A 335-nucleotide genomic window follows, 5' to 3' on the forward strand; every position below is an offset into this window, starting at 1 on the left:
AAGTTGCGGAAGTGGCGGAATTGGTAGACGCACCAGATTTAGGTTCTGGCGCCGCAAGGTGTGAGAGTTCAAGTCTCTCCTTCCGCACCATTATTTAAGTCTCTTTTATTAGAGCAATGTAGGGCTATCGCCAAGCGGTAAGGCAGCGGCTTTTGATGCCGCCATTCCCTGGTTCGAATCCAGGTAGCCCTGCCACATACAATGATATTGAGATTTTACCAATTATCTTGATGTCTACAGATCAAGTTGCGGAAGTGGCGGAATTGGTAGACGCACCAGATTTAGGTTCTGGCGCCGCAAGGTGTGAGAGTTCAAGTCTCTCCTTCCGCACCATT

At 49.0% G+C, this 335-nt stretch carries 3 tRNA genes; all 3 read left to right on the forward strand.

The features are described from left to right. The first annotated feature begins 5 nt into the window (after positions 1-5). A tRNA-Leu gene (locus IQP38_RS25510) sits at positions 6-90 on the forward strand. Between the two features lie 30 nt (positions 91-120). Beyond that, positions 121-195: transfer RNA gene (locus IQP38_RS25515), tRNA-Gln, on the forward strand. Positions 196-248: 53 nt separating this feature from the next. Further along, positions 249-333, forward strand: a tRNA-Leu gene (locus IQP38_RS25520). The last annotated feature ends 2 nt before the right edge of the window (positions 334-335 follow it).

This window comes from Vibrio sp. OPT41 (genome assembly GCF_015163595.1).
GTDB classification, from domain to species: domain Bacteria; phylum Pseudomonadota; class Gammaproteobacteria; order Enterobacterales; family Vibrionaceae; genus Vibrio; species Vibrio alginolyticus.